22 protein-coding genes, 1 other RNA gene and 1 pseudogene are annotated in these 22,867 nt (G+C 62.1%); 16 read left to right on the forward strand and 8 right to left on the reverse strand.

The genetic code is table 11. From position 1 onward, the window contains the following. Positions 1-3 precede the first annotated feature (3 nt). The 8 genes from livM (at position 4) to CGZ66_RS12160 (ending at position 10,417) form a co-directional block, all read left to right on the forward strand. Complete coding sequence (livM, locus tag CGZ66_RS12125) at positions 4-1,599, forward strand: high-affinity branched-chain amino acid ABC transporter permease LivM (RefSeq protein ID WP_095084212.1); 1,596 nt, start codon at positions 4-6, stop codon at positions 1,597-1,599. Continuing rightward, complete coding sequence (locus CGZ66_RS12130; protein ID WP_095084213.1) at positions 1,599-3,197, forward strand: ATP-binding cassette domain-containing protein; 1,599 nt, start codon at positions 1,599-1,601, stop codon at positions 3,195-3,197. The genes livM and CGZ66_RS12130 overlap by 1 nt, the downstream gene beginning before the upstream one ends. Then, positions 3,197-3,925: an ABC transporter ATP-binding protein gene (locus CGZ66_RS12135; protein ID WP_095084214.1), complete on the forward strand. Its 729-nt coding sequence runs from the start codon at positions 3,197-3,199 to the stop codon at positions 3,923-3,925. Before CGZ66_RS12130 ends, CGZ66_RS12135 begins: the two co-directional genes overlap by 1 nt. A gap of 112 nt (positions 3,926-4,037) precedes the next feature. Beyond that, the gene (locus tag CGZ66_RS12140) at positions 4,038-4,385 is read left to right on the forward strand and encodes a DUF6867 family protein (protein WP_095084215.1); all 348 of its coding nucleotides are present in this window, start codon (positions 4,038-4,040) and stop codon (positions 4,383-4,385) included. A 137-nt stretch (positions 4,386-4,522) separates the two neighbouring features. After that, positions 4,523-5,641, forward strand: coding sequence for a branched-chain amino acid ABC transporter substrate-binding protein (locus CGZ66_RS12145; RefSeq protein ID WP_095084216.1), 1,119 nt, complete (start codon positions 4,523-4,525; stop codon positions 5,639-5,641). A 298-nt stretch (positions 5,642-5,939) separates the two neighbouring features. Continuing rightward, positions 5,940-9,398 carry a pyruvate carboxylase gene (pyc, locus tag CGZ66_RS12150; protein ID WP_095084217.1) on the forward strand — a complete coding sequence of 1,153 codons (3,459 nt, stop codon included), beginning with the start codon at positions 5,940-5,942 and terminating at the stop codon, positions 9,396-9,398. Between the two features lie 258 nt (positions 9,399-9,656). Further along, entirely contained in the window at positions 9,657-9,917 is a 261-nt protein-coding gene (locus CGZ66_RS12155; protein WP_027027312.1) for a DUF2312 domain-containing protein, read from the forward strand. Positions 9,918-9,967: 50 nt separating this feature from the next. Further along, positions 9,968-10,417, forward strand: a complete 450-nt coding sequence (locus CGZ66_RS12160; RefSeq protein WP_095084218.1) for a hypothetical protein — start codon at positions 9,968-9,970, stop codon at positions 10,415-10,417. A gap of 42 nt (positions 10,418-10,459) precedes the next feature. On the opposite strand, the gene CGZ66_RS12165 is transcribed toward CGZ66_RS12160, so the two are convergent. After that, positions 10,460-10,969 carry an arsenate reductase ArsC gene (locus tag CGZ66_RS12165; protein ID WP_095084219.1) on the reverse strand — a complete coding sequence of 170 codons (510 nt, stop codon included), beginning with the start codon at positions 10,967-10,969 and terminating at the stop codon, positions 10,460-10,462. A 212-nt stretch (positions 10,970-11,181) separates the two neighbouring features. Here CGZ66_RS12165 and CGZ66_RS12170 point away from each other — a divergent pair, with 212 nt between their 5' ends. Continuing rightward, positions 11,182-11,520: a hypothetical protein gene (locus CGZ66_RS12170; RefSeq protein WP_095084220.1), complete on the forward strand. Its 339-nt coding sequence runs from the start codon at positions 11,182-11,184 to the stop codon at positions 11,518-11,520. Positions 11,521-11,598: 78 nt separating this feature from the next. Here CGZ66_RS12170 and msrB read toward each other — a convergent pair whose 3' ends face one another. The 5 genes from msrB to CGZ66_RS12195 all read right to left on the reverse strand — a co-directional run bounded on the left by msrB (position 11,599) and on the right by CGZ66_RS12195 (position 15,492). Then, positions 11,599-12,003 carry a peptide-methionine (R)-S-oxide reductase MsrB gene (gene msrB, locus CGZ66_RS12175; protein ID WP_023688927.1) on the reverse strand — a complete coding sequence of 135 codons (405 nt, stop codon included), beginning with the start codon at positions 12,001-12,003 and terminating at the stop codon, positions 11,599-11,601. 101 nt (positions 12,004-12,104) lie between these two features. Beyond that, on the reverse strand, positions 12,105-12,902 hold the full coding sequence (locus CGZ66_RS12180; RefSeq protein WP_095084221.1) for an MBL fold metallo-hydrolase: 798 nt from the start codon (positions 12,900-12,902) through the stop codon (positions 12,105-12,107). Positions 12,903-12,918: 16 nt separating this feature from the next. Further along, complete coding sequence (locus tag CGZ66_RS12185) at positions 12,919-14,109, reverse strand: vWA domain-containing protein (RefSeq protein WP_095084222.1); 1,191 nt, start codon at positions 14,107-14,109, stop codon at positions 12,919-12,921. A gap of 7 nt (positions 14,110-14,116) precedes the next feature. Then, complete coding sequence (locus tag CGZ66_RS12190) at positions 14,117-14,563, reverse strand: GNAT family N-acetyltransferase (protein WP_095084223.1); 447 nt, start codon at positions 14,561-14,563, stop codon at positions 14,117-14,119. A 65-nt stretch (positions 14,564-14,628) separates the two neighbouring features. Beyond that, positions 14,629-15,492, reverse strand: coding sequence for a LysR family transcriptional regulator (locus CGZ66_RS12195; protein WP_095084433.1), 864 nt, complete (start codon positions 15,490-15,492; stop codon positions 14,629-14,631). Positions 15,493-15,636: 144 nt separating this feature from the next. On the opposite strand from CGZ66_RS12195, the pseudogene CGZ66_RS12200 reads away from it, so the two are divergent. After that, a pseudogene (locus CGZ66_RS12200) lies at positions 15,637-17,200 on the forward strand (MFS transporter). A gap of 31 nt (positions 17,201-17,231) precedes the next feature. On the opposite strand, the gene CGZ66_RS12205 reads toward CGZ66_RS12200, so the two are convergent. Then, positions 17,232-18,071, reverse strand: a complete 840-nt coding sequence (locus tag CGZ66_RS12205; protein ID WP_095084224.1) for an AAA family ATPase — start codon at positions 18,069-18,071, stop codon at positions 17,232-17,234. A 251-nt stretch (positions 18,072-18,322) separates the two neighbouring features. On the opposite strand from CGZ66_RS12205, the gene ssrS reads away from it, so the two are divergent. The 6 genes from ssrS to CGZ66_RS12240 all read left to right on the forward strand — a co-directional run bounded on the left by ssrS (position 18,323) and on the right by CGZ66_RS12240 (position 22,306). Next, a non-coding RNA gene (gene ssrS, locus CGZ66_RS12210) (6S RNA) lies at positions 18,323-18,478 on the forward strand. A 96-nt stretch (positions 18,479-18,574) separates the two neighbouring features. Further along, complete coding sequence (locus CGZ66_RS12215; protein WP_095084225.1) at positions 18,575-19,162, forward strand: 5-formyltetrahydrofolate cyclo-ligase; 588 nt, start codon at positions 18,575-18,577, stop codon at positions 19,160-19,162. Positions 19,163-19,238: 76 nt separating this feature from the next. Next, the gene (locus CGZ66_RS12220) at positions 19,239-20,063 is read left to right on the forward strand and encodes a TIGR00282 family metallophosphoesterase (RefSeq protein ID WP_095084226.1); all 825 of its coding nucleotides are present in this window, start codon (positions 19,239-19,241) and stop codon (positions 20,061-20,063) included. A gap of 70 nt (positions 20,064-20,133) precedes the next feature. Then, a complete protein-coding gene (locus CGZ66_RS12225) occupies positions 20,134-20,901 on the forward strand; it encodes a TerC family protein (RefSeq protein ID WP_095084227.1) in 768 nt (255 codons plus the stop codon). Positions 20,902-21,225: 324 nt separating this feature from the next. Next, a complete protein-coding gene (locus CGZ66_RS12235) occupies positions 21,226-21,975 on the forward strand; it encodes a YebC/PmpR family DNA-binding transcriptional regulator (protein ID WP_095084228.1) in 750 nt (249 codons plus the stop codon). A 19-nt stretch (positions 21,976-21,994) separates the two neighbouring features. Continuing rightward, positions 21,995-22,306, forward strand: a complete 312-nt coding sequence (locus CGZ66_RS12240) for an Rdx family protein (protein ID WP_095084229.1) — start codon at positions 21,995-21,997, stop codon at positions 22,304-22,306. Between the two features lie 83 nt (positions 22,307-22,389). On the opposite strand, the gene CGZ66_RS12245 is transcribed toward CGZ66_RS12240, so the two are convergent. Further along, a complete protein-coding gene (locus CGZ66_RS12245) occupies positions 22,390-22,866 on the reverse strand; it encodes an anthrone oxygenase family protein (RefSeq protein ID WP_095084230.1) in 477 nt (158 codons plus the stop codon). Position 22,867 lies beyond the last annotated feature (1 nt).

A 22,867-nucleotide genomic window follows, 5' to 3' on the forward strand; every position in this document is an offset into this window, starting at 1 on the left:
ATCATGGCGGTTACCGTATCTCCGGAAAGCGACGTCGTCGCCAGCCCTGTCCAACGCGGCCTTAAGGAAGGCTTCTATGCCGGCGCAATTTCGCTTGGCCTGTTCGTGCTGTTCATTGGCCTGAAGACCGGCCAGAACATCTCCAATGAACTGGTCGTCACCACGCGCTGGGGCTTGCTTGCCGGCGTGGTGGTCGCCACGGCTGTCGGACGCTTCCTCTATGTCGCCTATGGCCAGCCCTTCATGGCCAACCAGAAGATCGCCGACGTCGCCACCGGCCTGTTGCCGGGCAGCGTGGCGTCGCGCTTTTTCCAGGTGCCGTGGTTCATCGCGGCCGTCATCGCGGCGGTGCTGCTGTTCGTTTTTAACAACTCGCTCGCCGGATGGGTCGGAGCAGAACCGGCCGGCTATCTGCAATTCCTGCGCGCCCTGGCGATCATCTATGTGCTGGCCAGCGTGATCTACTATTTCAGGGCCTTCATCCACGCCAACTTCACCAAGCTCGGCATTGCCGCGCTTGTGCTGTACCCGATCCTCGTGGTCGCGGTTTTGTCGCTGAACGCGTGGTCGATTGCCGGAGGGCTGCAGGGCTCGCTGAAATGGGTCGATAATTTCGGCATCCAGATCCTGATCTATGTGATGCTGGCCTGGGGCCTGAACATCGTTGTTGGCCTCGCCGGCCTGCTCGACCTCGGCTACGTCGCCTTTTATGCACTTGGCGCCTATGCGTATGCGCTGCTCGCCACGCATTTCGGCCTGTCGTTCTGGATCCTGTTGCCGGCCGCGGGCGCCATGGCGGCCCTCTGGGGCGTGCTGCTCGGCTTCCCCGTGCTGCGCCTGCGTGGCGACTATCTGGCTATCGTGACGCTGGCCTTCGGCGAGATCATCCGCCTGGTGCTGATCAACTGGCGCGAGGTCACCAACGGGTCGGCCGGCATTTCCGGCATTCCCAAGGTCAGCTTCTTCGGGCTGATGTCCTTCAACGTGTCGGACTCGAACTACATAGCCAAGGTGCTGCACATCGCTCAGTCAGGTGCCTACTATAAGATCTTCCTTTATTATCTGATCCTGGGCCTGTGCCTGCTCACCGCCTTCGTCACCATCAGGCTGCGGCGCCTTCCTGTCGGCCGTGCCTGGGAAGCGCTGCGCGAGGACGAGATCGCCTGCCGGTCTCTGGGCATCAACACGACGACGACCAAGCTTACGGCCTTTGCCACTGGCGCCATGTTCGGCGGCTTCGCCGGCTCGTTCTTCGCCGCGCGGCAAGGCTTCGTCAGCCCGGAATCCTTCGTCTTCCTGGAATCGGCCATCATCCTGGCCATCGTCGTGCTCGGCGGCATGGGCTCGCTGGTCGGCATAGCGGTTGCCGCAATGGTGATGATCGGCGGCACGGAGGCGCTGCGCGAACTCGACTTCCTCAAGCAGATCTTCGGGCCGGACTTCACTCCCGAACTCTACCGCATGCTTCTGTTCGGCATGGCCATGGTCATCGTCATGCTGTGGAAGCCGCGCGGCTTCGTCGGCAGTCGCGAGCCGACCGCCTTCCTCAAGGAGCGAAGGGCTGTCTCCAGTTCCTTCACCAAGGAGGGCCACGGCTGATGAATGCGAGCACACCCATGAACGAGGCCATCCTGCAGGTCGAGCATCTGTCGATGAAGTTCGGCGGCCTGGTCGCCATCGGCGACCTGTCCTTCACCGCCAAGCGTGGCGAGATCACCGCGCTGATCGGACCCAATGGTGCCGGCAAGACAACCGTGTTCAACTGCATCACCGGCTTCTACAAGCCGTCGGAGGGCATGATCACGCTCAACCGGAACGACGGCTCGAGCTATTTGCTCGAACGTCTTCCCAACCACGAGATCCCGGCGCGCGCCAAGGTGGCGCGCACCTTCCAGAACATCCGCCTGTTCTCGGGCATGACGCTGCTGGAGAACCTTTTGGTTGCCCAGCACAACAAGCTGATGAAGGCCTCGGGCTATACGGTGCTTGGCCTGTTCGGCTTCAGCGGCTATCGCAAGGCCTCGGCCGAATCAGTCGAGCTTGCCAGGCACTGGCTGGAGAAGGCCGATCTCGTCGACCGTGCCGACGATCCGGCCGGTGACCTGCCCTACGGCGCGCAGCGGCGTCTCGAGATCGCCCGCGCCATGTGCACGGGTCCCGAGCTCCTCTGCCTGGACGAGCCGGCGGCCGGCCTCAATCCGAAGGAATCGGCGTCGCTCAACGAATTGCTGATCGACATCAAGAACACATCAGGCACCTCGATCCTTTTGATCGAGCATGACATGTCGGTGGTCATGCAGATATCCGACCACGTTGTGGTGTTGGAATATGGCCGCAAGATCTCTGACGGAAATCCGCAATCGGTGCGTACCGATCCGCGCGTCATTGCCGCCTATCTCGGCGTCGACGACGAGGAAGTCGAGGCGGTCCTCACCGAAGTCGGCGACGAAGACGTCATCGAACAGCTCGATACGGGGCCTGATGCCGCGCACGGTCCGGGGACATCGTCCTCGTATCTCGCCGGGCCAGTGACCGACACGGTCGGCCATAGCGAGGGCGAGCGGGTCACCGTGTCGAAAGGCGCCTCCAAGGCGGCGCAGGTCGACGCAAGATCGCTCGCAGCGGCAAACAAGGCGGCCTCGCTGGCCGCCGTACCGGCGGCCAAGCCTGCTCCAAAGGCAAAGCCTGCTCCAAAGGCAAAGCCTGCTCCGAAATCAGCGTCAAAGGCGGCAACTGGGGCGGCAGTGAAGTCGACCGCGGCGCCCGCACCGGCAAAGCCGGCAGCCAAGGCTCCAGCGGCGAAGGCTCCTGCGGCGAAGGTTGGGGAAATCTCCAACCGGCTGGCGGCACCGCGCGGCGGCAAGGCCGACAATCTGACCCGCATCAAGGGCATCGGCACGGTCAACGAGAAGAAGCTCAACGAGCACGGCATCTTCCACTTCGACCAGATCGGTGCCTGGAAGAAGGCCGATGTCGAGGCCGCCGAAGCCTACCTTGCCTTCGATGGACGCATCGCGCGTGAGGAGTGGGTCAAGCAGGGCAAGCTGCTCGGCCAGGGCAAGGACACGGAATTCTCGCGCCGCGTCGACGCAGGCAAAGTGGCGACCAGCCATGCTTCCGGGAAGACCGCAAGCGCGGCTTCCGGGAAGAGTGCCGCCGCCAAGCCTGTGGCGGGCAAGCGCGGAGGGGACAAGTGATGGCCGGGACAACGCTGCTCGATATCAAGGGCGTGCAAACCTATTACGGCAACATCCGGGCGCTGAACGGCGTCGATGTCCACGTCAACCAGGGTGAGATCGTGGCGCTGATTGGCGCCAACGGCGCCGGCAAGTCGACGCTGATGATGACCATTTTCGGCGCGCCTCGCGCTCGATCCGGCTCCATTACCTTTGCCGGCACCGACATCACCCAGATGCCGACGCACGAGATCGCGCGCATGCGCATCGCCCAATCGCCGGAGGGCCGGCGCATCTTCCCGCGCATGACGGTGATGGAAAACCTGCAGATGGGCGCCAGCCTCGACAACCTCAAGCACTATGACGAGGACGTCGAGAAGGTGTTCACGCTGTTCCCGCGGCTCAAGGAGCGCGTCGCCCAGCGCGGCGGCACGCTGTCGGGCGGCGAGCAGCAGATGCTGTCGATCGGACGTGCGCTGATGGCGCGGCCGAAGCTGTTGTTGCTCGACGAACCGTCGCTGGGTCTGGCGCCGCTGATCGTCAAGCAGATCTTCGACGCCATCCGCGAGCTGAACCGCACCCAGGGGCTGACCGTGTTCCTGGTCGAGCAGAACGCTTTTGGCGCGCTGAAGCTCGCGACACGCGGCTACGTCATGGTCAACGGCAATGTGACGATGAGCGGCACCGGCAAGGAACTGCTCGCCAATCCGGAAGTGCGCGCCGCCTATCTCGAAGGCGGACACCACTGAGGTTGGAGCGGAACGTGTGCATCCGATATTCCGCTCCAAGTTGTTTGTTTGTCGCGTGATCTTTGTCCGAAAAGTCTGCAACTTTTCGGGATCATGCTAGGGAGACTTCACCATGCAGGGCATTCTTTACGAGGAGCCGTCGATCTGGCAGTTCTTCTTCGTCACCTGCCTGCTCGGCGGCTGGGCGGCCTGGATGACGGGCAAGGCCAGTGCCCAGACATGGCGCAGCTTCATCCATCTGTTCGTCTATATGCTGGGCCTCGGCATCGGCATCCGCTTCATCCATCACGCGCTGTTCGGCGGCACGATGTTCTCGCTGCACTACTATATCGTCGACACGATCGTGCTGATGATCCTTGGCTTCGTCGGCTATCAATACACACGAACAAACCAGATGGTGACGCAGTATAATTGGCTCTACGAAAGAGCTTCAATCTTGAGCTGGAAGCCGAAAGGCTGAGGTTCATCATTAACGCCGCTTCGGGGATGAATCGGCGTGACAAGTGCCTGAAAATCGGCAAACTATGCTTTCTGCGATAAGGGTGGGCATCGCATGAAAGCTTCATCCACGCCCACTCCGTAAATGGGAGCGTTTAAATGAAAAAATCACTTTTGTCCGCCGTCGCCCTGACCGCGCTCGTCGCGTTCGGCGGCAGCGCGTGGGCTGATGTACTGATCGGCGTTGCCGGTCCGATCACCGGTCCGAACGCAGCCTTCGGCGCACAGCTTCAGAAGGGTGCGGAAGCGGCTGTCGCCGACATCAATGCCAAGGGCGGCATCAATGGCGAGCAGATCAAGCTCGAGGTTGGCGACGACGTCTCCGATCCGAAGCAGGGCATCTCGGTCGCCAACAAGTTCGTCGGCGACGGCGTCAAGTTCGTGGTCGGCCACTTCAACTCGGGCGTCTCGATCCCGGCATCCGAAGTCTATGCGGAAAACAACATCGTCGAGATCACTCCGGCTGCAACCAACCCGCAGTTCACCGAGCGCGGCCTGTGGAACGTGTTCCGCACCTGCGGACGCGATGACCAGCAGGGTAGCATCGCCGGCGCTTATCTCGCCGCGAACTTCAAGGACGCCAAGATCGCCGTCGTGCACGACAAGACCACCTACGGTCAGGGCCTTGCCGACGAAACCAAGAAGGCGATGAACGCCAAGGGCGTGACGGAAGTCATGTATGAAGGCATCAATGTCGGCGACAAGGACTTCTCGGCACTGATCGCCAAGATGAAGGAAGCCGGCGTCTCCATCATCTATTGGGGCGGTCTGCACACTGAAGCCGGCCTGATCATCCGCCAGGCGGCCGACCAGGGCCTCAAGGCGACGCTGGTTTCCGGTGACGGCATCGTGTCGAACGAGCTGGCTTCGATCGCGGGCGACGCGGTTGCGGGCACGCTCAACACGTTCGGCCCGGATCCGCGCCTGATCCCCGCGAACAAGGAACTCGTCGAGAAGTTCCGTGCGCAGGGCTTCGAGCCGGAAGCCTACACGCTCTACGCATACGCTGCCGTGCAGGCGCTTTCGGAAGCGGCAGCAGCCGCCAAGTCGAACGACCCGCAGGAAGTTGCCAAGGCGCTGCATGCGAATGGACCGTTCAAGACCGTGCTCGGCGACCTGTCCTATGACGCCAAGGGCGACCCGACGCTGCCCGGCTACGTCATGTACGAATGGAAGAAGGGCGACGACGGCAAGTACACCTACATCCAGAAGATGTAAGCCTGTCGGCCTTGATCTTTACGGAATGCCCGGCGCTTCGCGCCGGGCATTTTTCGTTTGAGCCCCGCTCCCTTCCGGACGATCCGGCAAGCCGATAAAGCCGGCGTTTAGCCGGAAAAACATCAGGCCTTGAATGGCCGCGCCGGGGCTTTCTTGCGCGTTCGACCGAATGCGACCGACTTTGGCGCAAAGATTCCGTTTCAATCGATTTAATTGAGCGTCAATTTTGTTTGCACTGCAGCATTTTCGCGCTAATCATGACGCCAGTTTCGTCCCCGACACTGTCCGGAGTTCGTCCTTGGCCATTACGAAGATCCTCGTCGCCAACCGATCCGAAATCGCCATTCGCGTCTTTCGCGCGGCCAACGAACTTGGTCTCAAAACCGTGGCGATCTGGGCCGAGGAGGACAAGTACTCGCTGCATCGCTTCAAGGCCGACGAGAGCTACCAGGTCGGGCGCGGACCGCACCTGACCCGCGACATGGGACCGATCGAAAGCTACCTGTCGATCGAGGAGGTGATCCGCGTCGCCAGGCTTTCGGGCGCCGATGCCATCCATCCCGGCTACGGGCTTTTGTCGGAAAGTCCCGAATTCGCCGAAGCCTGCGCGGTCGCCGGCATCACCTTCATCGGCCCGAAGCCGGACACGATGCGCCGGCTCGGCAACAAGGTTGCCGCGCGCAATCTGGCGATCGAGGTCGGCGTGCCTGTGATCCCCGCCACCGATCCGTTGCCGGACGACATTGAGGCGGTCAAGACACTGGCCAAGGAGATTGGCTATCCGGTGATGCTGAAGGCATCGTGGGGCGGCGGTGGGCGCGGCATGCGCGCCATCCGCTCCGAGGCCGATCTTGCGCGCGAGGTCATGGAAGGCAAACGCGAGGCGAAAGCCGCCTTCGGCAAGGACGAGGTCTATCTCGAAAAGCTGATCGAACGCGCCCGCCATGTCGAGGTGCAGGTGCTGGGCGACACGCATGGCAATGCCGTGCACCTGTTCGAGCGCGACTGCTCGATCCAGCGCCGCAACCAGAAGGTCGTCGAGCGGGCGCCGGCGCCCTATCTCGAAATGTCGCAACGCGAGGAGCTTTGCGGCTACGCGCTGAAGATTGCGCGCGAGACCAGCTATATCGGTGCCGGCACGGTCGAGTTCCTGCAGGATGCCGACACCGCCAAGTTCTACTTCATCGAGGTCAATCCGCGCATCCAGGTCGAGCACACCGTCACCGAGCAGGTGACCGGCATCGACATCGTCAAGGCGCAGATCCACATCCTCGACGGCTTCGCCATCGGCACGCCGGAATCGGGCGTGCCGGCGCAGAAGGACATCCGGCTGAACGGCCATGCCTTGCAGTGCCGCATCACCACCGAAGACCCCGAGCACAATTTCATTCCCGACTACGGCCGCATCACCGCCTATCGTGGTGCCACCGGCTTCGGCATCCGCCTCGACGGCGGCACCGCCTATTCCGGCGCGGTCATCACCCGGTTCTACGATCCGCTGCTGGAGAAGGTGACGGCCTGGGCGCCGACGCCGGCCGAGACCATCGCCCGCATGAACCGGGCCTTGCGCGAGTTCCGCATCCGCGGCGTCGCCACCAACCTCACCTTCCTCGAAGCGATCATCAACCACCCGAGCTTCGCCGACAATTCCTACACGACCAAGTTCATCGACACGACGCCGGAACTGTTCCAGCAGGTGAAGCGCCAGGACCGCGCCACCAAGCTCATCAACTATCTGGCCGACGTGTCAGTCAACGGTCATCCCGAGGCGCGGGGCCGGCCACAGCCGAAGGCCGACGCGGCCGCACCCATCGTGCCTTACCTCAACGGCAATGTGCCGGGCGGCAGCAAGCAGAAGCTGGACGTGCTCGGACCGGAGAAATTTGCCACCTGGATGCGCGCGCAAAAGGAGGTGCTGGTTACCGACACGACGATGCGCGATGGCCATCAGTCGCTGCTCGCCACCCGTGTGCGCACGCATGACATCGCCGGCATCGCCGGCACCTATGCGCGCGCCCTGCCGCAGCTTCTGTCGCTCGAATGCTGGGGCGGCGCCACCTTCGACGTCGCCATGCGCTTCCTCACCGAGGATCCATGGGAGCGGCTCTCGCTGGTGCGCGAGGCAGCGCCCAATCTGTTGCTGCAGATGCTGCTGCGCGGCGCCAATGGTGTCGGCTACACCAATTATCCCGACAATGTCGTGCAGCATTTCGTCAAGCAGGCGGCCAGCGGCGGCATCGACCTGTTCCGGGTGTTCGACTGCCTGAACTGGGTCGAGAACATGCGCGTCGCCATGGACGCGGTCGGCGCCGAAGGCAAGCTGATTGAAGCGGCGATGTGTTACACCGGCGACATACTCGACCCGGCGCGAGCCAAATACGATCTCAAATACTATGTCGGCCTGGCCGGCGAATTGCAGGCTGCCGGCGCCCACATCATCGCCGTCAAGGACATGGCCGGCCTGTTGAAGCCTTCCGCCGCACGCGTGCTGTTCAAGGCGCTACGCGAGGCGACCGACCTGCCGATCCATTTCCACACCCACGACACGTCGGGTCTGTCGGCGGCGACGGTGCTGGCTGCGGTGGAGAGCGGCGTCGACGCCATCGACGCGGCGATGGATGCCTTCTCCGGGAACACATCGCAGCCTTGCCTTGGCTCGATCGTCGAGGCGCTGAAAGGCACCGAGCGCGACCCCGGCCTCGACCCGCAATGGATCCGCACGATCTCGTTCTACTGGGAAGCTGTGCGCAACCAGTACGCCGCCTTCGAAAGCGACCTCAAGGGACCGGCCTCGGAAGTCTACCTGCATGAAATGCCGGGCGGCCAGTTCACCAATCTCAAGGAACAGGCGCGCTCGCTCGGGCTCGAGACACGCTGGCACGAGGTGGCGCAGACCTATCACGACGTCAACCTGATGTTCGGCGACATCGTCAAGGTGACACCGTCGTCCAAGGTCGTCGGCGACATGGCATTGATGATGGTCAGCCAGGACCTGACCGTCGCCGATGTCGAAAACCCGACCAGGGATATCGCCTTTCCGGATTCGGTCGTCTCGATGCTGCGCGGCGATCTCGGCCAGTCGCCCGGCGGTTGGCCGGCAGCACTGCAGAAGAAGGCGCTGAAGGGCGACAAGCCGATCACGGTGCGGCCGGGCTCGCTGCTCAAGCCGGCCGATCTCAAGGCCAGCCGCAAGGAGATCGAGGAGAAGCTCGAACGCAAGCTTTCGGAGTTCGAATTTGCCTCGTGGCTGATGTATCCGAAGGTGTTTTCCGACTTCGCCGGCGCGCAGGAGACCTACGGGCCGGTCAGCGTCCTGCCGACGCCGACCTATTTCTACGGCATGAAGCCAGAGGACGAGATCTTCGTCGACATCGAGAAGGGCAAGACGCTCGTGGTGCGCTGTCTGGCCATCGGCGATGTCGACGACAAGGGCATGGTCACCGTGTTCTTCGAGCTCAACGGCCAGCCGCGCCGCGTGAAGGTGCCCGACAGGGCGCATGGCGCGTCCGCCGCCAAGGCCCGCCGCAAGGCCGAGCCGGGCAACGAGGCGCATGTCGGCGCGCCGATGCCTGGCGTCGTCTCGGCGCTTTCGGTTGCCGCTGGCCAGGCCGTGAAGGCCGGTGACGTGCTGCTTTCCATCGAGGCGATGAAGATGGAGACGGCGTTGCACGCCGAGCGCGACGGCACGGTCGCCGAGGTGCTGGTCAAGGCCGGCGACCAGATCGATGCCAAGGATCTGCTGATCGCCTTCAATTGAGAGCTGGCAAAGAACGGGCAGGCTGTCGGCGTCTGTCGGCAGCCTGGAGCGTGTTCCATCCCGATGGAATCGGGTTGGGGCTCCATCTCTGTGTTGGGGCATGAACTCCAGGGAAAACCGGTACCCACTTTTCGGGATCATGCCCCTGTGGCTTGTTCGATAACAGCTTGACCCGCCGCCGCCGGTCGGGCATCGAACCGGCTCAAATTTGCCGCCGTAGTCCCCCGAGTCGCGGCGCAGAAACGATGTGGAGAAAACATGGCCGACGATATCACCGAGACCAGCCAGACTGTTGCCGCCGGCCAGCTGCGTGCCTTCATCGAGCGCATAGAGCGGCTCGAGGAAGAGAAGAAGACCATTTCTGACGACATCAAGGAAGTGTTCGCCGAAGCCAAGGGGACCGGCTTCGACACCAAGGCGATGCGGACGATCATCCGGCTGCGCAAGAAGGACCAGGCAGAGCGGCAGGAGGAGGAAACCATCCTCGACCTGTACAAGGCCGCGCTCGGCATGGTGTAAGACTAACCGGCCCGGCGCCCCATGCGGTTGCCGGAGATACGGTTCGAAACATGAGCGAATTCGACTTCGGCGCCCGCCGCGCCTCTGAATTCCGCCAGCGCGGTTTCTGGACGCTGTTCGAGGAACGGCATCCGGAGGAAAAGGCTCTGCTGGCGAGGCGCGGACCCTGGTTCTGGCAGCGCGGGCTGCCCGACTTCGCATTGGTTCTTTCCATGTATGTCGCGCCGGCGCAGAACCATGTCGGCGTCTTCTTTGGGCGCAACGAGAAGTTCGGTGCCACGGGAGCGTGGGCGCGGTTGAAGCCGTTCCAGCCGGCGATCGAAGGCAAGTTGAAGCTCAGGCCCGAACAGAGTTGTCAGGGGCTCGGCATCAATTCGATGTGGCGGGTGAATTGCTTTGCCGAGGACAACTGGCCTGCGATGGCCGACTGGTTGGTGACGGAGGCCTCGCGCATCGAGCGCGCGGTCACCGAGGTTCTGGCGGACGAAGTCGGAGCGTGAGCTCGCGTCCGCCGACCGATGAGCGAGACGGGGCTTTTGCGATCAGCTCGCCTTCGCCGTATCGCGGCCGATCTCGTCCAGATGGTGCTGCAGGGTCATATGGTCGAGCGTGCCCACCGGCAGATTGACGAACAGCGAGATGCGATTGCTGAGCATGCGAAAGGCATCGGCGAAGGCGAGGTGCATCTCGGCGTCGGTGCCGTGGGCCTTGGCCGGGTCCGGTATCGCCCAAAGTGCCGTCATCGGATGGCCGGGCCATATGGGACAGGCTTCGTTCGCGGTGCTGTCGCAGACGGTGAAGACGAAGTTCATTTCCGGTGCGTCGGGCGCGGCGAATTCGTCCCAGCTTTTCGAGCGGGCGAAGCCGGTGTCGAAGCTGAGGGTTTCGAGCAGTTGAAGTGCGTAGGGATTGACCGTGCCCTTCGGTTGAGAGCCGGCGGAAAAGGCCCTGAACCTGCCGGCGCCGATCCGGTTGAGGATGGCTTCCCCCATGATGGATCGTGCCGAATTGGCGTTGCAGAGAAACAGCACATTGTAGAAATTGTCGCTCATCTCAAGACCTCCCTGGCAGGCGACTGGATGATTGAGCGGCAAATTCCGTCGGGACGTCGCCGCTTGGCAAAAGTATATCGAAAAGAAGCGGCGTAGAAAGGTTTCGCGACCGTGTGATGACATCCGGTCAGGTCACGATGTCCATTGTCGCCTGGTGTTGACAGTTTGTTGCGTTTGACGTTCCTGCCGACGCCGAAGCGAGGGTTGCGCCGATGAATGTTTCAAAGCTCCCCGAAGACGAGAACGACACGGCCAGCCGGGGCTTCTTCCGCGCACGCTGGCAAGGCCTGGTGCCGCTCGATCGGCTGTTCTGGCGCGACCTCGTCCTTGTCGGCACGGCGATCAATGTCGTATCTTCGGTGACCGCGCTCATCCTGCTCGGACTGAAGCTGCCGCTCGCGCTGGTTCTGGCGGTGCATTTCGCGCCGGTGCCTTACAACATCTTCCTGACCTTTGCCGTATGGCGAACCACGGAAAGGGCCACCGGCGCCAAGGCCTCGCTGATGACGCTCGGCGCCACATTGTGGCTGATCCTGTCGGTCGTGGTCTGACAGTGCGGATACGGGGCACCTATCGCGCAATGAAAAAGGGCGGCCGCAGCCGCCCTTTCAATTCATCCGACGATCGGGTTAGGCCGTTGGCTCGAATTTCAGCGCCACGCCGTTGATGCAATAGCGCAGGCCGGTCGGTGGCGGGCCGTCCTCGAAGACATGGCCGAGATGGCTGCCGCAGCGGGCGCAATGGCATTCGGTGCGGACCATGCCATAGCTGCGGTCGACGGTGTTCTCGACCGAGCCCGGCACCGGGTCGTTGAAGCTCGGCCAGCCGGTGCCGCTCTCGAACTTCAGCTTGGACTCGAACAGCGGCTGGTCGCAGCCGACGCAGGAAAACGTGCCGGCGCGCTTCTCGTAGAGCAAAGCGCAGCTTCCCGGCCGCTCGGTGCCATGGCCGCGCATGACGGCATATTGCTCCGGCGTCAGCCGGGCGCGCCATTCGGCGTCGGTGCGGGTGACGGGGTAGGTGTGGGTGTCCATTTGATCTCCTCAGCCTTGCCGGCTCGTTGTTGATTGCAACCTCATATTCGCACCAAGATAGGCATTTGTTACGAGGTTTGCCCGCATTTTCGATCGTGCCTTCACGCGATGGCTGCAAGATAGCGCGCGACCGATATATCGAATGCCGCTTTTGCGTCCCCAATCACATTCTGGTTCCACCATGCGCCGTAGATGTGGTTGAACTGGAAGGGCTCCAATGCCTTCGCGATGCGGCGCACGGCGGCTGCGTTGAGCGGGATATAGTTGGGATAGCTGTACATGAAGCTGACATGGCGGCGCGTCGGCGTTACCTGCAATATGTCGCCGGACAGCAGGGCGTTGCCGCCATCGCGTTCCCAATGGAGCACCTGGCCGCCGGCAAAGTGGCCACCACAGCGGACAAGTGTCAGCGAAGGGTTGATAGGCAACGTCTCGCCCTCCCAACTGACGATCGCCTTGTGCGGCCGCATGATCCATTGGCGGTCATCGGCGTGGAGAAAGATCGGCACACCGCCAAAAGCCTCGCTCCACTCGACCATCACCGAATAATAGTGGCAGTGCGAGATGGCTATCGCTGTCAGGCCGCCGCGGCGGTTGATCTCGGCCACCGCCTCGTCGCTGACCATCGAGATGCAGTCCCACAGCACATTGCCGTGCGGCGTCTGCGCCAGCAACGCGCGCTGGCCGATGGCGAAGCGCGGCTCGATGCCGAAGGCGAGAACGCCGGCATCGTCCTTGACCACGACCCGGTGTCCGTCAGCGAGCTCCTCCGGTGTGATCCAGGCCTGGCCTTCCCAGCGCACATATTGCCGCTCGTCCTCGCAGATCGGGCAGCGGTTCGGCGGTGCCTTCATTGCCGCGAACTGGACGCCGCATTGCAGGCAGAGAAAGCAGGTCATCGTTTTTCCTGTCTGTTCAATGCTTCCTTGAAAGCTGCCTGGTCGCGCCTTCGAGCCCGGCCAGCGTCAGCGGGAACATGCGGCCGCCGAAGACGTCGCGGATCATGGCAATCGAATGGGTATAGCCCCAGTTCTTCTCGTTCTCGGGGTTCAGCCATACCGCGTTGGGCCATTGCTGCAACAGGCGGCCGAGCCAGACGGTCCCGGCCTCCGGGTTCCAGTGTTCCACCGAGCCGCCGGGCAGGGCGATCTCGTAAGGGCTCATCGAGGCGTCGCCAACGACGATCACCTTGTAGTCCGGCCCATATTTATGGATCAGGTCGAAGGTCGGGATCGTCTCGGCATGACGGCGGCGATTGTCCTTCCACACGCCCTCATAGAGGCAGTTGTGGAAATAAAAATATTCGAGCTGGCGGAATTCGGCGCGGGCGGCCGAAAACAGCTCTTCGACGCTCTTGATGTGGTCGTCCATCGAGCCGCCGACATCGAAGAACATCAAGAGCTTCACCGCGTTGCGCCGTTCGGGCCGCGTCTGCACGTCGAGATAGCCGTGCTCGGCGGTGGCGTGGATGGTGCCCGGCAGGTCGAACTCCTCCTCGGCGCCCTCGCGCACCCAGCGGCGCAGGCGCTTCAGCGCGATCTTGATGTTGCGGGTGCCGAGTTCGACGGCATCATCGAAATTCCTGAACTCGCGTCTGTCCCAGATTTTAACGGCGCGTCGGTTGCGGCTTTCGTGCTGGCCGATGCGCACGCCTTCGGGATTGTAGCCATAGGCGCCGAAGGGTGAGGTGCCGCCGGTGCCGATCCATTTCGAACCGCCCTGGTGGCGGCCTTTCTGCTCCTCCAGCCGCTGTTTCAAGGTCTCCATCAGCTTTTCGAAACCGCCGAGCGCCTGGACCAGTTTTTTCTCTTCGTCGGTCAGGTGCTTCTCGGCGAGCCGACGCAGCCATTCTTCGGGAATATTGGCGACATCGACGGCATCCGGCCCGCTCAACGCCTCGACGCCCTTGAAAACATGGGCAAACACCTGGTCGAAGCGGTCGATGTGGCGCTCGTCCTTCACCAACGCGGTGCGGGCCAGATAGTAGAAACCCTCGACGTCGTAGTCGACCAACCCGACTTCCAGCCCCTCCAGCAGCGACAGATATTCCCGCAGCGAGACGGGAACACGCGCTGCCTTCAGTTCGAGGAAGAAAGGGATGAACATGGTCTATCTACAGCAGATCATACTCGATGAAGCCGGTCCGGCGCGCCACATAGTCGTAGAGCTTGCGCGCGGTGGCGTTGGTCTCGTGCGTCATCCAGTAGACATTCTTGACGCCGATTCTTGCGGCTTCCAGCTTTACCGCCTTGATCAGCTCAGCACCAATGCCCTTGCCGCGCACGTCCGGATCGGCGAACAGGTCCTGCAGATAGCAGTTGTTCTGCTCCGCCCAGCAGGAGCGGTGGTAGAGATAGTGGGTGAGGCCGACAGCCTTGCCGTCGAGCGTGGCGATGAAACCCTTCGGTTCGAACTCGCCTGCCGTGAACAACCGCTTCCAGGTAACGGCGTAGACTTCTTCCGGCAGCTTGGTCTCGTAGAAGGTCAGATAGTCGGTCCACAGGCGCCGCCAGTCGGCATGGTCGGACTGCGCAAGCGGGCGGATAGTGATCTCGGTCATTTCGATCCCCGTGAAATCTGGAACCCGATCCATACCAACAGAATCGCGATCGGGAACATCCTTGCCTATCCCGCCGGCAAATCATACTCGCGAAAAGCGGTGGCGAGCATATGCAGCGCCTCTCTTGCCCGCGGCGCCAAGGCGCGCGAATGCAAGACGATATCGGAAGAGGGGATGGGCGGCAGGCCGAGCTTACGACCCACCTCGATCAAGCCAGGGGGAGCGACACGCTGGGCGAGGGCGCAAACGACGAAGCCGGCCGATACCGCGATGTTGACAGCCGCGCCGCCGCCGCCGACGAAAGCCTCGCTCCAGGCGATGCCTGCTCTATCCAGCGCCTCGACTGCTCTCAGCCGATCCGGGCAGTTGCATACGGTGCTTAGAAGAGCGAGGCGCAAGGGCGTCCCGGGCCGCCATTCGAAGGCAGGGGCCGCGAACCAGCCATAATGGGTGCGCGACAAGGCTTCGCCCCGGCGACTGTCGTCTTCCTGGTGCACGATCACCGCATCGAGTTCGCCCCTATCGAAAGCCTCCTGCAGCAAAGAGCTGGTATCGATCCTGATGTTGAGGGCAAGCGACGGATCATGGGCATGAAGCTGGGCTATCAATATGGAAAGCTCGGGCCCCGCGACGTGGTCGACAAAGCCGAGAGCAAGGCGACACGGCGCCTCGGAAAACTCCGCCATGGCGCGTTCATGGGCGGCAAGGAATTCGCGGGCTGCCGGGAGGAAAACCGCTCCCCTTGCCGACAGCCGCACGCGGCGCGGGGTTCGTTCGATCAGACGCGCGCCGAGCTTTTCTTCGAGCCGGCGCAGTTTGACGCTGATCGTCGCCTGGGTGCTACCCAGCGCGGCAGCCGCACGGGTGAAGCTCTGCAGATCAGCCACCATGACGAAGGTCCGCACAGCGTCGACATCAAGGCTTGCCATCTCGATCATTCCTTTTTGTCATCTCTGAAATAGAGATGCATAGTCTTTTTTCATGGTCAACCCTCGTCTATGTCACCTCCATCGCAGTTTGCAAAGCACCCGCCCGTGGCTCACCTGCGAATGCTCCGATGGAAAGGGATTGCTATGCTTCAAATCGACCGAAACACCGTTGCGCTTGCGGGCGCTTGTCTTGCCTCGCTGCTGTTTGGCCTCGAAATCTCGAGCGTACCGGTGATCCTGCCGAAACTGGAAAGCGTGCTCGCCGCCGATTTCAAGGATCTGCAGTGGATCATGAATGCCTACACCATCGCCTGCACCACGGTGCTGATGGCGACGGGGACACTGGCGGACCGGTTTGGCCGCAAACGTGTGATGGTGACCACCACCATCGCCTTCGGCTTTGCCTCCCTGCTATGCGGCCTCGCACCGAGCGCGCCAATCCTGATCATTGCGCGTTTTTTGCAGGGGCTTGCAGGAGGAGCGATGTTCACCTGCAGCGTGGCCGTGCTGTCGCACCAGTTTCAGGATGGTGGTGAACGCGGCAAGGCCTTCGTTGCCTGGAGTATCGCCTCGGGCATCGGGTTGGGTTTCGGTCCCGCCATTGGTGGATTGATCGTCGCATTCTCGAGCTGGCAATGGGTGTTCCTCATCCACGTGCCGCTGGCGATCCTTGCCCTGGTCTTCATCGTCGCCGGTGTCACGGAATCACGCGATCACAACGCCCAGAAGCTCAATCGGGCCGGCATCCTGACGCTTTCGCTCGCAGTGTTCGGTTTCTCCTATCTGATCACGCAAGGCGCCGATCTCGGGTCCGGCGCCCGTGTCGGCGTGATCGTCGCGGCGATAGCGGCCTTCATCGGGTTTCTTGTTGCCGAAAGGGTCAATCCCTATCCGATGTTCGACTTCTCCGTCTTCCGCATCCGCCAATTTTCAGGCGCGATCATGGGCGGCATCGGCATGAATTTCAGCTACTGGCCGTTCATCATCTATCTGCCGATCTATTTTTCTGGCGTTCTGGGCTATGACAGCACCACGACCGGCCTGTTGCTGCTCGTCTACACGCTTCCCCTGATGCTGATGTCCTCAACCGCCGAGCGCCTGCGCGCGCGCTATCAGGCGCGAATTGCGATCCCGCTTGGGCTTTTGACATTGGGGATCGGCTTTATCGCCATGAGGATAGGGTCCGGGCTCGAGGGAGCCAACTGGGTGACGATGCTGCCTGGTACGCTGATCGCCGGCATCGGCATCGGCCTGACCAATTCACCGACCACCAACACCACGACCGGCTCGGTATCGCCGGATCGTGCCGGCATGGCCTCGGGAATCGATATCAGCGCACGCCTGATCACGCTCGCCATCAACATCGCGGTGCTGGGCCTGCTGTTGACGCAGGGCATCGTTTATTATCTGCGGAACGCATTTGGCGGCGCATTCGACCCGAGTGAATTGCGCGCGCTGGCGAAAGATCGCCACCGGAAACCTCGACGGCCTGACACAGGACTCGCCCAGGCTCGCGGCCCTCGACCCATCCGGCGCTATCGCGCATGCAGCCCTGGTCAACGGTTTTGGCTGGGTCATGCTCTATAGCGGGATCGGCGTTCTAGCCCTTGCCGTCATCAGCTTCATCATCTTCGGTGTGAAGACTGCCGCGCCGCAGGAGGAAAGGGGGCAGCGTTCCGCTCAGACCGTTGGCGAGGTTCGCTCGTAGCCTCGGCCTCCGGATACCTGCACGGACAGTCTTAGCCCTGCCGCCTCGCCATGAAAGCCAGCCGCTCGAACAGATGCACGTCCTGTTCGTTCTTCAGCAACGCACCGTGCAGCTTGGGCAATGCGTTCTTCGGGTCGGCGCGCAGGTCTTCCGGCGCTATGTCGTCGGCGACCAGCAGGCGTATCCAGTCGAGCGCTTCCGAGGTTGACGGCTTCTTCTTCAGGCCGGGCACCTCGCGGATCTCGTAGAACTGAGTCAGCGCCGCCCGCACCAGGTTCTGCTTGATGCCGGGATAGTGCACGTCGACGATTTTGTGCAGCGTCTCGACGTCGGGAAAGCGGATGTAGTGGAAGAAGCAGCGGCGCAGGAAGGCGTCCGGCAGCTCCTTCTCGTTGTTGGAGGTGATGATGACGATCGGCCTGACCGCGGCGCGAATGGTCTCGCCGGTCTCGTAGACGAAGAACTCCATCCGATCGAGTTCCTGCAGCAAATCGTTGGGGAACTCGATATCGGCCTTGTCGATCTCGTCGATCAGAAGCACGACCTTCTTGCCGGCCGAGAACGCCTCCCAAAGCTTACCGCGCTTGATGTAGTTCCTGATGTCGTTGAAGCGCTCGTCGCCGAGCTGGCTGTCGCGCAGCCGCGACACGGCATCGTATTCGTAAAGGCCCTGCTGCGCCCTGGTGGTCGACTTGACGTGCCATTCGATCAGGTCGAGCCCAAGGGCTGCCGCAACTTGCCTGGCGAGTTCGGTCTTGCCTGTGCCGGGCTCGCCCTTGACCAGCAAGGGCCGTTCCAGCGCGATCGCGGCGTTGACCGCCACCATCAGATCCTTGTCGGCGACATAGGCCGCCGTGCCTTCGAAACGCATTGTTGCTCCTTAGAGTGGTTCACCGTTTCACGGAAACGTCGAACCGCTCTATCTCTTTGTTTTGACGCAATTCCGGACGGAAAGCCGTCTGCACTTTTCCTGGAATTGCTCTTGGTTGGTCATGACGACCGTAAGGACGCGGCTCCGCCTGTGCAAGGGTGGCTTGTCGGCGGCGGCCAGAGCGTGGATCCGCCACGGAAAGAATGCCTGTCTCACTGGCGCTTGGTCGACCAGCAGCCTATATTGGGTGGGACGGTCTGCGCTTCCCGGCAGGAGAACATTTTCCCCGGGGCCTTAACGATCCTTAGGGAGCTGTCCCTGGGAAGACCCGTGGGTTTTCTCACACGGCGCCCACCTACTTTGTAGGTTCCCGGGATCGCTCTCTCCACCGGTTGTGTGGATCGTCACTTTTCGCAACGCATCCATGTCTTTCGGTGGATGATGCGGTAGAAAACGTCGCTCCTAAAGCTCCACCCAGATCTGACCTTTTCTATCGTCTGCGCATGACATCTTCAAAACACCTGAAAAAGCAGCTTCGCCTCGAGGCACTCGGGCGCCGCGACGCGCTCGATGAATTCTGGCGGGTGGAGATCGCCCTCGAAATGGCCGAGACGGCGCGCGATCACCTCGCTGTCGAGCCGGGTCAGATCGTCTCCGGCTTCTGGCCGATGCGCTCGGAAGTCGACGTCCGGCCGTTGATGTTCGCCTTGCGCGAGAAGGGAGCCAGGCTTTGCCTGCCGGCGATCCTCGACAAGACCACCATCGTCTTTCGCGAGCTCGTGCGGGGCGCGCCGATGGTCGAGATGGGTTTCGGCACGGTCGGCCCGCATGAGGAGGCCGAGGTGCTCGACCCCACGGTGATGCTGGTGCCGCTCGCCGCTTTCGACGCGCGCGGCCATCGCATCGGCTATGGTGCCGGCTACTACGACCGCGCCATCGCCAAGCTGGTCGACAAGGGGCTGCCGCTCAGATTGATCGGCATCGCCTTCGACTGCCAGGAGGTGGGGCTGGTGCCAGATGAGGACCACGACGTCGTCATCCCGGAAATACTCACGGAGAGTGGGTTGCGCCGCTTCGCGCCAAAATTGTAGACAAGCACAATGGACGCATGATCTTTTCACAGACGTCATGCAGCTTTTGCTTCGCTGACATTCGGTGCGGGATCATATGAGACTTCTCTTCCTCGGCGACATGGTTGGAAAAACGGGACGCACGGCAGTGTGGGAACAACTGCCGGGACTGATCTCCGATTTCAAACTCGATTTCGTCATCGTCAACGGCGAGAATGCCGCCGGCGGCTTTGGCATCACCGAAGAGATCTTTCGCGAAACGATCGCGGCGGGCGCCGATGTTGTCACCACCGGCAACCATGTCTGGGACCAGCGCGACGCGCTGGCGTTCGCGCCGCGCGAAGAGCGCTTTTTGCGCCCCTCCAATTTCCCCAAGGGCACGCCCGGACGCGGCTCCGGCGTCTACATCGCCAGGAGCGGTGCGCGTGTGCTGGTCGCCAACATCATGGGCCGGGTGTTCATGCATCCCGAACTCGACGATCCGTTCCAGGCCGGTGAGCGCGAACTGGCCGCCTGTCCGCTCGGCGAGCAGGCGGATGCCGTGATCATCGACTTCCACGCCGAGGCAACCTCGGAAAAGATGTGCTTCGCGCATTTCGTCGATGGCCGCGCCAGTCTCGTCGTCGGCACCCACACGCACCAGCCGACCGGCGATCACCAGATCCTCAATGGCGGCACGGGTTACATTTCCGACGCCGGCATGTGTGGCGACTACGATTCCTCGCTCGGCATGGACAAGGAGGAACCGCTCAACCGGTTCCTATCGAAAGTGCCGAAAGGGCGTTTCGAGGCAGCAACCGGACCGGCGACATTGTGTGGCGTCGGCGTCGACATTTCCGACCGCACCGGGCTGACCGAGAGGATCGCGCCGTTTCGTCGCGGCCCGCGGCTGGAGGAAACCGCACCGTCCTTCTGGTCGTGACATTGATATGGACGCAAGCAGTACCTAATTGCCGGCGACACTGCTCTAGATCGTAGAGGGGACGACCTCCATGCAGCTCATCGAATTCCTGGCGCCGCATTTTCACTTTGTGTCCGATCCAACGGCCTGGGTCGCGCTGCTGACGCTGGTGGTGCTGGAGATCGTGCTCGGCATCGACAATCTGATCTTCATCTCGATCCTGACCAACAAGCTGCCGGAAGCGCAAAGGGCGCGCGCCCGCCGGCTTGGCATCTCGGCGGCGCTGATCATGCGGCTGGTGCTGCTGGCCACGATTTCGATCATCGTCCAGCTGACGACGCCGGTGTTCACCGCCTTCGGTCACGGGTTCTCCTGGCGCGACCTGATCCTGATTGCCGGTGGCCTGTTCCTGGTGTGGAAGGCGACCAAGGAGATCCATCACACGGTCGATCCCGACGATCACCAGGACACGATGCTGGGTGAGACTCTGCAGATGAGCCTCGCCGGCGCGATCTTCCAGATCCTGCTGCTCGACCTCGTCTTCTCCATAGATTCGATCATCACCGCCGTCGGCATGACCGACGAGATCGCCATCATGTACATTGCCGTGATCGTCGCGGTCAGCGTGATGATGCTGGCGGCCGGACCGCTGGCAAATTTCATCGCCAAGAACCCGAGCATCGTAATGTTGGCGCTGGGCTTCCTGCTGATGATCGGCATGACGCTGATCGCCGACGGCATGGGCTACCATGTGCCCAAGGGTTACATCTACGCGGCGATGGGTTTTTCGGCCCTGGTCGAAGGGCTCAACATGCTGGCGCGACGACGGAGAAAAGCGAAGTCCGGCGAGGGGCATTGAGGTTGGCAAGAGCATAGCCGCATCACGAGACCTTGGAATTTGTCGCTGTCGCGTAGGATCGCTGGATCAGCCAGTATGCCAGCCATGCGATCAGCATCATCGACCGGCTGAAGTCCGACCTTAGGGCGTGAGCGATTGCAGCGGCCTCGCGGCTGGACGAATTGAGCCGATTTATCTATAAGCCGCCCATTCCGACAGAGAACGCCGTGCTTCCACGAGTTGCACCTGGGACACTCTGAAAATTTGAATTCGAGCATTTTGCAGAAGACGAGGTGAGATCACCTCGCTTCGGGATGCTCTAGCCGAGAAGACGACAGGGGTGCCATGGCTGGCCATTCACAGTTCAAGAACATCATGCACCGCAAGGGCCGCCAGGATGCGGTGCGGTCGAAAATGTTTTCCAAGCTGGCACGCGAAATCACCGTTGCCGCCAAAAGCGGGACGCCCGATCCATCGATGAACCCGCGCCTGCGCCTGGCCGTGCAGAACGCCAAGGCGGTGTCGATGCCGAAGGACAACATACAGCGCGCCATCAACAAGGCCTCGATGGGCGATGCCGAAAACTACGAAGCCGTGCGCTATGAGGGCTATGGACCCGGCGGCGTCGCCGTCATCGTCGAAGCGCTGACCGACAACCGCAACCGTTCGGCCTCGAACGTGCGCGCCGCCTTCACCAAGGCCGGCGGGGCGATGGGCGAAACCGGTTCGGTGTCGTTCATGTGGGATCGTGCCGGCGAGATCTATTATCCGGCATCGGCCGGCAGCGCCGACAAGGTGATGGACGCGGCGATCGAAGCCGGCGCCGATGACGTGGAATCCGATGAGGAAGGCCACACGATCTATTGCGCCTTTGAAAATCTCGGCGAAGTGTCGAAAGCGTTGGAGGCCTCGCTCGGCGAAGCTGAATCGGTGAAGCCGATCTGGAAGCCGCAGAACAGCGTTCCGGTCGACGAGGATCGGGCACACTCGCTGATGAAGCTGGTCGCCACGCTCGAGGATGACGATGACGTTCAAAGCGTCTACGCCAACTTCGAAGTCGACGACGAGACCATGGCCAAGCTCAGCGCGGCATGAGCGGAGTCCAGCCAGAGACATGAGCGAAGCTCAGCTTCCCGCCATCCGCATCACCTATTGCACGCAGTGCCAGTGGCTGCTGCGTGCCGGCTGGATGGCGCAGGAGCTGCTTTCGACCTTCGGCACCGACCTCGGCGAAGTGACGCTGGTGCCAGGCACCGGCGGCATCTTCACCATTTCCTGCAATGATACGCTGATCTGGGACCGCAAGCGTGACGGCGGCTTTCCGGAAGCGGCCAAGCTTAAGCAACTGGTCCGCGATGTCATCGACCCGGATCGCGATCTCGGCCATTCCGACCGCAAGGGTCATACGCAAAAAGACCCCGCCTGAGCAGGATCTTTTGCATTTCGCAGAACGCTTCTCTCTCTGTCTCGACGCAAATCCGGACGGCCACGCACTTTTCCTGGAGTTGCTTAGAGCAATGAGAGAATGAAGCAGGCCATCGCCATGATGGCGGTGATGGTGCGGACGTGGTTCCACATCACCCATTGGCTCAGATGGTTCGCCCACACAGCGGCGCCGTTGCTGCTGGCCGGGTCGACGGCGGCGAGCGCATCGTTGAGCGGCACGTTGAAGACCATGGTCACGATCGGGTTGCCGATCAGGTAGATCACCGCGCCGGCAAGCAACCAGTACGAGCCGGACTGGCTCCAGCCCATGATGGCGGCGGCGATAAGAACCAGACAGAGCAGGCCGGTACCGAACAGCGCCGTCATGAAGGTCGGGGTGATCACCGTGACGTTGATCGAATTCATCGCCGCGATGCCGCTGGGGACGGGCAGTCGGGCAAGCGCCGCCATGACGAAATTGGAAAAGGCGAAAGACACGCCGCCGCCGACGCCCGAGCCGATTGCGGCAATGATGGTAAGGGTGGGAAGAAGCTTGATCATC

The sequence above is a fragment of the Mesorhizobium sophorae genome, assembly GCF_002270415.1.
GTDB lineage: Bacteria > Pseudomonadota > Alphaproteobacteria > Rhizobiales > Rhizobiaceae > Mesorhizobium > Mesorhizobium sophorae.

What these genes read in the sequence shown, in the direction of transcription:
- livM (WP_095084212.1), top strand. Translation starts at nt 4, where the DNA reads ATGGCGGTTACCGTATCTCCGGAAAGCGACGTCGTCGCCAGCCCTGTC.
- CGZ66_RS12130 (WP_095084213.1), top strand. Translation starts at nt 1,599, where the DNA reads ATGAATGCGAGCACACCCATGAACGAGGCCATCCTGCAGGTCGAGCAT.
- CGZ66_RS12135 (WP_095084214.1), top strand. Translation starts at nt 3,197, where the DNA reads ATGGCCGGGACAACGCTGCTCGATATCAAGGGCGTGCAAACCTATTAC.
- CGZ66_RS12140 (WP_095084215.1), top strand. Translation starts at nt 4,038, where the DNA reads ATGCAGGGCATTCTTTACGAGGAGCCGTCGATCTGGCAGTTCTTCTTC.
- CGZ66_RS12145 (WP_095084216.1), top strand. Translation starts at nt 4,523, where the DNA reads ATGAAAAAATCACTTTTGTCCGCCGTCGCCCTGACCGCGCTCGTCGCG.
- CGZ66_RS12155 (WP_027027312.1), top strand. Translation starts at nt 9,657, where the DNA reads ATGGCCGACGATATCACCGAGACCAGCCAGACTGTTGCCGCCGGCCAG.
- CGZ66_RS12160 (WP_095084218.1), top strand. Translation starts at nt 9,968, where the DNA reads ATGAGCGAATTCGACTTCGGCGCCCGCCGCGCCTCTGAATTCCGCCAG.
- CGZ66_RS12165 (WP_095084219.1), bottom strand. Translation starts at nt 10,969, where the DNA reads ATGAGCGACAATTTCTACAATGTGCTGTTTCTCTGCAACGCCAATTCG.
- CGZ66_RS12170 (WP_095084220.1), top strand. Translation starts at nt 11,182, where the DNA reads ATGAATGTTTCAAAGCTCCCCGAAGACGAGAACGACACGGCCAGCCGG.
- msrB (WP_023688927.1), bottom strand. Translation starts at nt 12,003, where the DNA reads ATGGACACCCACACCTACCCCGTCACCCGCACCGACGCCGAATGGCGC.
- CGZ66_RS12180 (WP_095084221.1), bottom strand. Translation starts at nt 12,902, where the DNA reads ATGACCTGCTTTCTCTGCCTGCAATGCGGCGTCCAGTTCGCGGCAATG.
- CGZ66_RS12185 (WP_095084222.1), bottom strand. Translation starts at nt 14,109, where the DNA reads ATGTTCATCCCTTTCTTCCTCGAACTGAAGGCAGCGCGTGTTCCCGTC.
- CGZ66_RS12190 (WP_095084223.1), bottom strand. Translation starts at nt 14,563, where the DNA reads ATGACCGAGATCACTATCCGCCCGCTTGCGCAGTCCGACCATGCCGAC.
- CGZ66_RS12195 (WP_095084433.1), bottom strand. Translation starts at nt 15,492, where the DNA reads ATGGCAAGCCTTGATGTCGACGCTGTGCGGACCTTCGTCATGGTGGCT.
- CGZ66_RS12205 (WP_095084224.1), bottom strand. Translation starts at nt 18,071, where the DNA reads ATGCGTTTCGAAGGCACGGCGGCCTATGTCGCCGACAAGGATCTGATG.
- CGZ66_RS12215 (WP_095084225.1), top strand. Translation starts at nt 18,575, where the DNA reads ATGACATCTTCAAAACACCTGAAAAAGCAGCTTCGCCTCGAGGCACTC.
- CGZ66_RS12220 (WP_095084226.1), top strand. Translation starts at nt 19,239, where the DNA reads ATGAGACTTCTCTTCCTCGGCGACATGGTTGGAAAAACGGGACGCACG.
- CGZ66_RS12225 (WP_095084227.1), top strand. Translation starts at nt 20,134, where the DNA reads ATGCAGCTCATCGAATTCCTGGCGCCGCATTTTCACTTTGTGTCCGAT.
- CGZ66_RS12235 (WP_095084228.1), top strand. Translation starts at nt 21,226, where the DNA reads ATGGCTGGCCATTCACAGTTCAAGAACATCATGCACCGCAAGGGCCGC.
- CGZ66_RS12240 (WP_095084229.1), top strand. Translation starts at nt 21,995, where the DNA reads ATGAGCGAAGCTCAGCTTCCCGCCATCCGCATCACCTATTGCACGCAG.
- CGZ66_RS12245 (WP_095084230.1), bottom strand. Translation starts at nt 22,866, where the DNA reads ATGATCAAGCTTCTTCCCACCCTTACCATCATTGCCGCAATCGGCTCG.